The sequence below is a fragment of the Pseudomonas sp. CGJS7 genome (assembly GCF_036961695.1).
On sequence record NZ_JBAMDI010000042.1, the window covers coordinates 72,237 to 79,884 of the forward strand.

Sequence of the window (7,648 nt, forward strand, 5' to 3'; positions counted from 1 at the left end):
GTTGCGCGCGAATCGCGCTAGATTCGCCTCGCGGCGCTGCCAGCCGTTCCCCGAACCACGCCGCCCCCGCGGCGGGAGCGTCCATGAATCCCGGCCTGTCCGAAGGCGACATCTGCACCTATCCGCGTAGCGACGGCACCTGGGGCTTTTTCTGGGTCCAGCGCATCGACGCGCTGCCGGACGGCCGCGACGCGCTGTCGTTGCGCAAGTTCGATACCCACACCACCGAAGAAGTGCGGCGCGAGGACAAGGCCGATGTGGCCGAACTCAAGGCCGTGCGCCTGCTCGGCCATTTCCCCATCGTCGGCACCCGCGTGGCCGAAGCCGTGCCGCGGGTGATCGGGCATCTACCGGTGCGCGAAGAGGATCTGGAGGGCTATCGGATCTGGCGCGAGGCCTTCGACCAGGGCGAAGCCGGGGTGTTCACCCTGGAGCTGGAGCAGATCTAGGGCCGCTGCGCCAGCGGCTCGCCGTCGGCCGGCGCCGCGGCCTCATCCGGGCAGGCATCGGCCACCGGCGCCGGCGTTTGCGCCGGCACTTCGGCGGGCGTGGCGATGCTCTGGGTGGCCACCGGCGCGGCCATTCGTTCCGGCGCCGCCATCATCCGCGCGCGCCGCCAACCGCCCCAGCGGTAGTACGCCATCGAGATCAGCATCGAACACAGCGCGCTGACCGGGAAGCTCCACCACAGCGCGTCCATGCCGATGACCGGCTGCAACAGCGTGGCGAACGGAACCCGGATGCCCCACAGCGAAAAGCCCAGGATCAACAGCGGCGGAATCACCGCGCCGGTGGCGCGGACCACGCCGGAAATCACGAAGGTCACGCCGAAGAACAGGAACGACCACACCGCGATGTGGTTCAAGTGGCGGGCGATTTCGAACGAGGCGCTGCCGTCGGGCAGAAACAGCGCCAGGGTGTAGCGGTCGAACAGAATCAGCGGCGCGATCAAGGCGCCGGTCATCAGGAAATTGAACAAGGTGCCGGTGCGCGCGGTCGCGCCGACCCGGTCCCAGCGTCCGGCGCCGACGCTCTGCGCGGCGATCGACGAACACGCCGCGCCGATCGCCATCGCCGGCATCTGCACATAGGTCCACAACTGCAAGGCCGCGCCGTAACCGGCGGCGATGCCGGTGCCGTGGGCGTTGACCAGGCGGATCATCGCGATCATCGCCAACGAGATCAGCACCATCTGCAATCCCATCGGCACGCCCTTGACGATCAGCGCGCGCAACACCGCCGGATCGATCTTCAGCAGATGCGCGTCCTGACGCCCGAGCCACAGCACATGGCGCTTGCGCCGCAAGTGCAGCAGCATCGCCGCCAGACTCAATCCCTGAGCGAAGAACGTCGACAACGCCGAACCGGCGATGCCCATCGCCGGGACCGGCCCCCAGCCGAAGATCAGCAGCGGATTGAGCGCGATGTCCAGCACCACCGACATCAGCAGAAAGCGGAACGGCGTGCGCGAATCGCCGGCGCCGCGCAGCGCCGCGGAGATGAAGGCGAAGGCGTAGATGAAGGGCATCGACAGGAAGATCACCCGCAAATACGCCTCGGCCAACGGCAGCGCCGCGGCCGGCGTGCCCATCGCGCCCAGCACCCGGTCGGCCATGAACCAGCCGCCGAACGCGATCAGCACCGACAGCCCGATGAAGAACGTCGCGCTGGTGCCCATGATCCGGCGCGCGCGATCGGTGTCGCGGCCGCCGATGGCCTGACCGATCAGGATGGTCGCGGCCATGCCGATGCCGAACATCGAACCGATCAGGAAGAACATGATGTTGTTGGCGTTGGCCGACGCGGTCAGCGCGGCCTCGCCGAGGTAGCGCCCGACCCAGATCGAATTGATCGAACCGTTGAGCGATTGCGCGGCGTTGCCGGCCATGATCGGCAGCGCGAAGGAGATCATGGTGCGGCCGATCGGGCCTTCGGTAAGCAGATGGCTGCCGCGAGGGGAGCTGGGGGCCATGGCGGGGTCCGGGCGGGGATGGCGCAGTATGCGGCCAGCGTGGGTTAGCGGATCGTGGTCGGGGCGTGTGGGGTTTGGCGGGAGCGGTCAGATAATCGGGGTTGGGTGGTTGCTGGGGGCGTCGTAGAGGCGAGGGTGGTAGTCCGAAGCTTTCGAGGTGATCTTTCCAGGTCGTCATTCCCGCGAAGGAGGGAATCCAAAGACTTCAGCGCCATCCCACCAGACCGTCATTCCCGCGAACGCGGGAATCCAGCGACTTCAAGCGTTCTCGCACGAAAGGCCCTGGATTCCCGCGTTCGCGGGAATGACGGTAGGTAGGTGCGCTGTTTCCCGTTGAGTACGTTCGAGCCAAGAGCGGAAGCGCGAGCCAAGGGGCTTCGGCTGGTTCTCTCCGGAACGTCATTCCCGGGAAAGCGGGAATCCAGAGCCTTCAGAGCCATCTCTCCAGGTCGTCATTCCCGCGAAGGCGGGAATCCAGAGCCTTCAGCGTCATCTTTCCAGACCGTCATTCCCGCGAACGCGGGAATCCAGTGACTTCAAACGTTTCCGCACGAAAGGCCCTGGATTCCCGCGTTCGCGGGAATGACGGTCTGGGGAGGATGCGGAGGTCTGCGATCGTTCGACTCGGGGCGGATCAGGGCTGCACCAGCCTTCGCCCAGACACCATCTCCTCAGCAAACCCACCGCCTCGCCGCGGTGCTATCTTTCGCGCCGATGAGCAAGCAAGAACCCACCTCCGTCGTTCCGCCCGTCGCCGGCATCCGCCTGGATCTGTGGCTATGGGCCGCGCGTTTCTTCAAGACCCGCAGCCTGGCCAAACAAGCGGTGGAGACCGGCAAGGTCGAAGTCGGCGGTCAGCGCGCCAAGGCCTCGCGGGTAGTGCGGGTAGGCGATGAGCTACAGGTGACGCGCGGCGAGGAAATCTTCCAGGTCGTGGCGACCGGGCTCAGCGATACCCGCGGGCCGGCCAGCGTGGCGCAGACGCTGTATGCGGAAACCGAGGCTTCGCGCGCGGCGCGCGAGCAACTGCGCGCGACGCGCGCGGCCGAGCGCAACGGCTATCGCGCCCCGGAAACCAAGCCGGACAAGCGCGCGCGGCGCTTAATCAAGGCGTTGGGCGATATCGACGCGCTTTGAGGTTCGCCCGGTCGGTGCGGCCCCGCGTCGGGCCCCGACGGGATAGGGGCGTTGCGACGTTCGCTTATGGTCCGCTCGCGCGTTCGAAGAATTTTCGACGCCCCGCGCATCGCTTGCCCTCGGCTCAGACTCGTCAGAATTCGATGCCCGTGTGACGACGGTTGCACGAGTCCAGTGCGTCCAATCAAACAACGCATCGGCGCTGGCGTAGCGATAGCGAGTGTCGGTTCGCAAACTGTGGGCCCATAACGAAATCGGCACGCACATCGGCCGTTTCGTCGCTCCAGTGCGATGCGTCGAATGGATCGTGACGTATGAATACCGACTGCCGTCCTCATATCGATATCGTCGGCGCCGGCCTCGCCGGTTGCTTGCTCGCCACCTTGCTGGCGCAACGCGGATGGCGCGTGGATGTATACGAAAAACGCGGCGATCCAAGCGTGGAAGGCTATCGCGGCGGACGTTCGATCAACCTCACCATAGCCGAGCGCGGCCGCCATGCCTTGCGTCTGGCCGGCATCGAAGAGGCGGTGATGGCGCGCACCGTGATGATGCGCGGACGCATGATCCACCGTCTTGGCGCCGCGTCCGGCATGCTGCGTTACGGGCGCGACGACAGCGAAGTGATCTGGTCGATCAATCGCGGCGAACTCAACGCGATGCTGCTGGCGGCCGCGAGAGATGCGGGCGCGGCCGTGCATTTCCATCGGCAACTGCAATGGGTGGATTTCGATGCGCGCATCGCCGGGTTCGCCGACGCACGCGGCGGTGCGCGCGAAATCCGCTTCGATAGCCTGGTAGGCGCCGACGGCGCGGGTTCGGCCTTGCGCGCGGCGATGATGCGGTTCTGCGATCTGGGCGAACGCAGCGAGATTCTCGATCACTCCTACAAAGAACTGGAAATTCCGCCCGCGGACGATGGCGGCTCGCGCCTGGATCTGTACTCGTTGCACGTGTGGACGCGCGGTCGCGCCATGTGCATCGCCTTGCCCAATCGCACCAATACGTTCACCGTGAATCTGATGCTGCCCAACCAGGGCGAATCGAGTTTCGCCCGCATCCGCACCGCGGCGCAGGCGCGGGCGCTGTTCGAGCGCGATTTTCCCGACGCGCTGCCGCTGATTCCGCGGCTGGAACAGGATTTCGAATCCAACCCGACAGGTGTGCTGGTTACTCGCTATCTGGACAGATGGCATGTGGACGGGCGCGCTGTCGTGCTGGGCGACGCCGCTCATGCGATGGTTCCCTTTCACGGTCAGGGCATGAACTGCGCGTTCGAGGATTGCGTAGCGCTGGTGCGATGTCTGCAGACCCATGCCGATCGCGGCGTGGCCTTCGCCCAGTTCCAGGCCGAACGGGTCGCCAATGCCCACGCGATTCAGGCCATGGCCCTGGAAAACTACTTCGACATACGCGACCGCGCCGACGACCGGACGTACCTGCTGCAGCGCTCGCTGGAGCACGTGCTGGCCCGGCGCCATCCACAACGCTTCGTGCCGCGCTATTCGCTGGTGACCTTTCACCGGGTTCCTTACCGACTCGCGTTCGAGCGCGGTCGCGTGCAGCGCGAGTTGTTGAACGAGCTGGTGGACGGAAAAAGCAGTCTGGACGCGCTCGATTGGTCGGCCGTAGACGCGGCTGTGCGCGAGCGTTTGCCCGAGTTGTCGTTGGCGAATTGAGCCGGCGCGGCGCGGTCCGATTCGCAACCGTCAGTCGCCGTCGCCGCCGGCATACACCGGCAGTTCCGGATTGCGCCGGAACTCGAAGATCAGCCGGGTTTCGATATGCGCCACCTCGGTGCGTTCGGTGAACGCGCTCAAGGCGAAATCGCGCAGGTGCGCGGTGTCGCGCACGCCGACGTGGACCAGGAAATCGTCGGCGCCGGCGACGTGGTAGAACGCCAGCACTTCCGGCAGCCGCAACAGGTGTTCGTGAAAGCTGTCGACCAGTTCGCGCGAGTGCCGGGTCAGGCGCACCGCGATCATCGCCTGCAGGCCGATGCCGACCGCGGCCGGGGCGACCTCGGCGTGGAAGCCGAGCAGGGCCTGCGATTCGCGCAGCCGGCGGATCCGTTCCAGCGCGGTCGAGGGCGCCACGCCGACGCGTTCGGCCAAGTCCTTGTTGGGCAGCCGCGCATTCTTTCGCAGCAGCCGCAGCAGGGCGAAGTCGATTCGGTCCAATACGCTCATGGCGGCGGGTTCACGAAATAATGTTCGGCCTGATTATTGCACGGGAAATCTTGTTCCAGAATCGGCCCTAAATCCGACAGGGCGCCGCCATGAGCCGATTCGAGACCGCCGATTCCGACCGCCCGGCCCGGGCGCCCCGAGCCTTCGAAACCCGCGCGGTCCACGCCGGGCGCGAGGACTTCGTCGAGCGCTGCGTGCATGCGCCGCCGCTGGATCTGTCGAGCACCTATCCGGTCGCCGACCTCGATGCCGGCACCGCCAGCTTCGACGCCCTGGTCGCCGGGCAGGCGCATGCGGCCAATCCGATCTACGCACGCCTGCACAACCCGACCGTCGCCCGCATCGAAGCGGCGCTGGCGCAGTTGGAAGGCACCCAGGCCTGTGTCGCGTTCGCCTCGGGCATGGCCGCGCTGACCGCGGTGCTGATGGAGCGTCGCCAGCACGGCGCGCATGTGCTGGTGGTGCGGCCCTTGTACGGCACCGCCGATCACCTGCTGGCCAGCGGGCTGTGCGGCTTGCAGGCCGAGTTCGTCGACGCCGGCGAGATCGCCGCGCGGGTACGCGCCGACACCGCGTTGGTGGTGATCGAAACGCCGGCCAACCCGACCTTGGACCTGGTCGACATCCGCGCGGCGGTCGCCGCCGCCGGCGCGGTGCCGGTGCTGGTGGATTCGACCTTCGCCACGCCGTTGCTGCAGAACCCGGCCGAGCTGGGCGCCAGCTATGTGTTGCACAGCGCGACCAAATTCCTCGGCGGCCACGGCGATGTGATCGCCGGGGTGGTGTGCTGCGACGAAGCGCGCGCGCAACCGCTGCGCACGGTGCGCGCGGCCACCGGCGCGTTGCTGCATCCGCTGGCGGCGTTCCTGTTGCATCGCGGCTTGCCGACGCTGGCGCTGCGGGTAGAGCGCGCGCAGGCCAATGCGCAGACCCTGGCCGAGCGGCTGGCGGCGCATCCGGCGGTGGCGCGGGTGCACTATCCCGGCTTGGGCACGGTGCGCAACGCGCATCTGGTGCGCACGCAGATGCGCGGCCCGGGGTGCCTGCTCGCGTTCGAATTGCACGGCGGCCACGCCGCCGCCGCGGCGACGATGGCGGCGGTGCGGCTGATGACGCCGGCGGTGAGCCTGGGCTCGGTGGATACGCTGATCCAGCATCCGGCCGGCTTGACCCATCGGGTGGTCGCCGAAGCCGATCGACGCGCCAACGGCATCACCGCGGGCTTGCTGCGCTTGTCGGCGGGGATCGAGCACGTCGAGGATTTGTGGAGCGATCTGGCGCAGGCGTTGCAGGTTGCGTCGACGGCGGCCGCGGTTCGCTCGGCGGCTTGATTGCGGTAGTTGGTTCGCGGACGGCGGTTCGGGTGAAGTCGTTTAGCGATGGCGTCGCGGATTCCCGCCATGTCAGGTGCGGCGGCGCCTATCCGCGAATCGCCGACCCAGCGGCTTGGGCGCCGCGTCGCCATAAACGAACGGCCGCGCAAGGCGGCCGTTCGGTTGTACTTGAAGCGTAGCGACAGTGAATCAGCGCTTTCCGCCGAGCAAGCCGCCGCCGATCTTGAGCAGATCGCCCAGGCCCAACTGGCCGTCGCCGTCCTGATCGAGCACCGCACCGAGCAGGCCGCCGGCCGAACCCTGCTGCTGGATGCGCTGTTGCTCCTGGCCGAGCGCATCGCCCAGCGCCTGCGGCGAGGCCGCGTTCTGATTGCCGCCGGAGAACATGCGCTGAGCCAGATACGACAGCACGATCGGCGCGAGCATCTTCAGCAGCGCATTGGCTTGGCCGCCTTCCAGGCCGGTGGCTTGGCCCAGCCCTTGCGCGGCGGTTTCCTGGCGGCCGCCGAAGATGTGGCCGAGGATGCCGGCGCCGTCGGTCTGGCGATTGCCGCCGCCGCCGAGCACCGCGCCGAGCACGCCGCCCAGGTCCAGCCCGCCCGCGGCGGCGGGCGCGGCGTGGTCGCGCTGCAGCGCGCCGAACAGCGCTTCGGCGCCTTGCGGCTGGCTGGCGTTGCGGCCGAGCGCGCCTAGCAGCAACGGCAGCGCCGCGCTCACGGCGTTCTGGGTCTGCGGCTGCGACAGGCCGAGTTGGCTGCCCAGTTGCGCCAGCGGCTGGCCCTGAAGCTGGTTGAGGAGATCGTCGGTCAGCGAGGCGCTCATCGTTAAATTCCGGTGTACGGGGAGTGCAGATGCTAGCGCCGGGCCGTTAGTGCCGAGTGATGCCGGTCGCGGTCTGGAGCCGGTGGCGGCGGCCGGTGTGGCGGGGCGGTGGTCGGTGTTTTGGTTGCGGCACGAAAAGAGCGAAAGGAGCGTGTCGATGCCGTGGCGATGCAGCTTCGCGGTGGCTGGGTTGG

7 protein-coding genes are annotated in these 7,648 nt (G+C 67.5%); 4 read left to right on the forward strand and 3 right to left on the reverse strand.

The features are described 5' to 3' along the window. Window positions 1-83: 83 nt before the first annotated feature. Window positions 84-449, forward strand: a complete 366-nt coding sequence (locus tag V7787_RS24130; RefSeq protein ID WP_336089807.1) for a hypothetical protein — start codon at window positions 84-86, stop codon at window positions 447-449. On the opposite strand, the gene V7787_RS24135 is transcribed toward V7787_RS24130, so the two are convergent. Then, complete coding sequence (locus V7787_RS24135) at window positions 446-1,972, reverse strand: MATE family efflux transporter (protein WP_336089808.1); 1,527 nt, start codon at window positions 1,970-1,972, stop codon at window positions 446-448. The genes V7787_RS24130 and V7787_RS24135 overlap by 4 nt on opposite strands. 714 nt (window positions 1,973-2,686) lie before the next feature. Here V7787_RS24135 and V7787_RS24140 point away from each other — a divergent pair. Continuing rightward, a complete protein-coding gene (locus V7787_RS24140) occupies window positions 2,687-3,109 on the forward strand; it encodes an RNA-binding S4 domain-containing protein (protein WP_336089809.1) in 423 nt (140 codons plus the stop codon). Between the two features lie 314 nt (window positions 3,110-3,423). After that, window positions 3,424-4,788: an FAD-dependent oxidoreductase gene (locus V7787_RS24145; RefSeq protein WP_336089811.1), complete on the forward strand. Its 1,365-nt coding sequence runs from the start codon at window positions 3,424-3,426 to the stop codon at window positions 4,786-4,788. 30 nt (window positions 4,789-4,818) lie between these two features. On the opposite strand, the gene V7787_RS24150 is transcribed toward V7787_RS24145, so the two are convergent. Next, a complete protein-coding gene (locus V7787_RS24150) occupies window positions 4,819-5,298 on the reverse strand; it encodes an Lrp/AsnC family transcriptional regulator (protein WP_336089812.1) in 480 nt (159 codons plus the stop codon). Between the two features lie 89 nt (window positions 5,299-5,387). Here V7787_RS24150 and V7787_RS24155 point away from each other — a divergent pair, with 89 nt between their 5' ends. Continuing rightward, complete coding sequence (locus V7787_RS24155; RefSeq protein WP_336089813.1) at window positions 5,388-6,629, forward strand: trans-sulfuration enzyme family protein; 1,242 nt, start codon at window positions 5,388-5,390, stop codon at window positions 6,627-6,629. 192 nt (window positions 6,630-6,821) lie between these two features. On the opposite strand, the gene V7787_RS24160 is transcribed toward V7787_RS24155, so the two are convergent. Beyond that, complete coding sequence (locus tag V7787_RS24160; protein ID WP_336089814.1) at window positions 6,822-7,454, reverse strand: DUF937 domain-containing protein; 633 nt, start codon at window positions 7,452-7,454, stop codon at window positions 6,822-6,824. Between the last annotated feature and the right edge of the window lie 194 nt (window positions 7,455-7,648).

What these genes read in the sequence shown, in the direction of transcription:
- V7787_RS24130 (WP_336089807.1), top strand. Translation starts at nt 84, where the DNA reads ATGAATCCCGGCCTGTCCGAAGGCGACATCTGCACCTATCCGCGTAGC.
- V7787_RS24135 (WP_336089808.1), bottom strand. Translation starts at nt 1,972, where the DNA reads ATGGCCCCCAGCTCCCCTCGCGGCAGCCATCTGCTTACCGAAGGCCCG.
- V7787_RS24140 (WP_336089809.1), top strand. Translation starts at nt 2,687, where the DNA reads ATGAGCAAGCAAGAACCCACCTCCGTCGTTCCGCCCGTCGCCGGCATC.
- V7787_RS24145 (WP_336089811.1), top strand. Translation starts at nt 3,424, where the DNA reads ATGAATACCGACTGCCGTCCTCATATCGATATCGTCGGCGCCGGCCTC.
- V7787_RS24150 (WP_336089812.1), bottom strand. Translation starts at nt 5,298, where the DNA reads ATGAGCGTATTGGACCGAATCGACTTCGCCCTGCTGCGGCTGCTGCGA.
- V7787_RS24155 (WP_336089813.1), top strand. Translation starts at nt 5,388, where the DNA reads ATGAGCCGATTCGAGACCGCCGATTCCGACCGCCCGGCCCGGGCGCCC.
- V7787_RS24160 (WP_336089814.1), bottom strand. Translation starts at nt 7,454, where the DNA reads ATGAGCGCCTCGCTGACCGACGATCTCCTCAACCAGCTTCAGGGCCAG.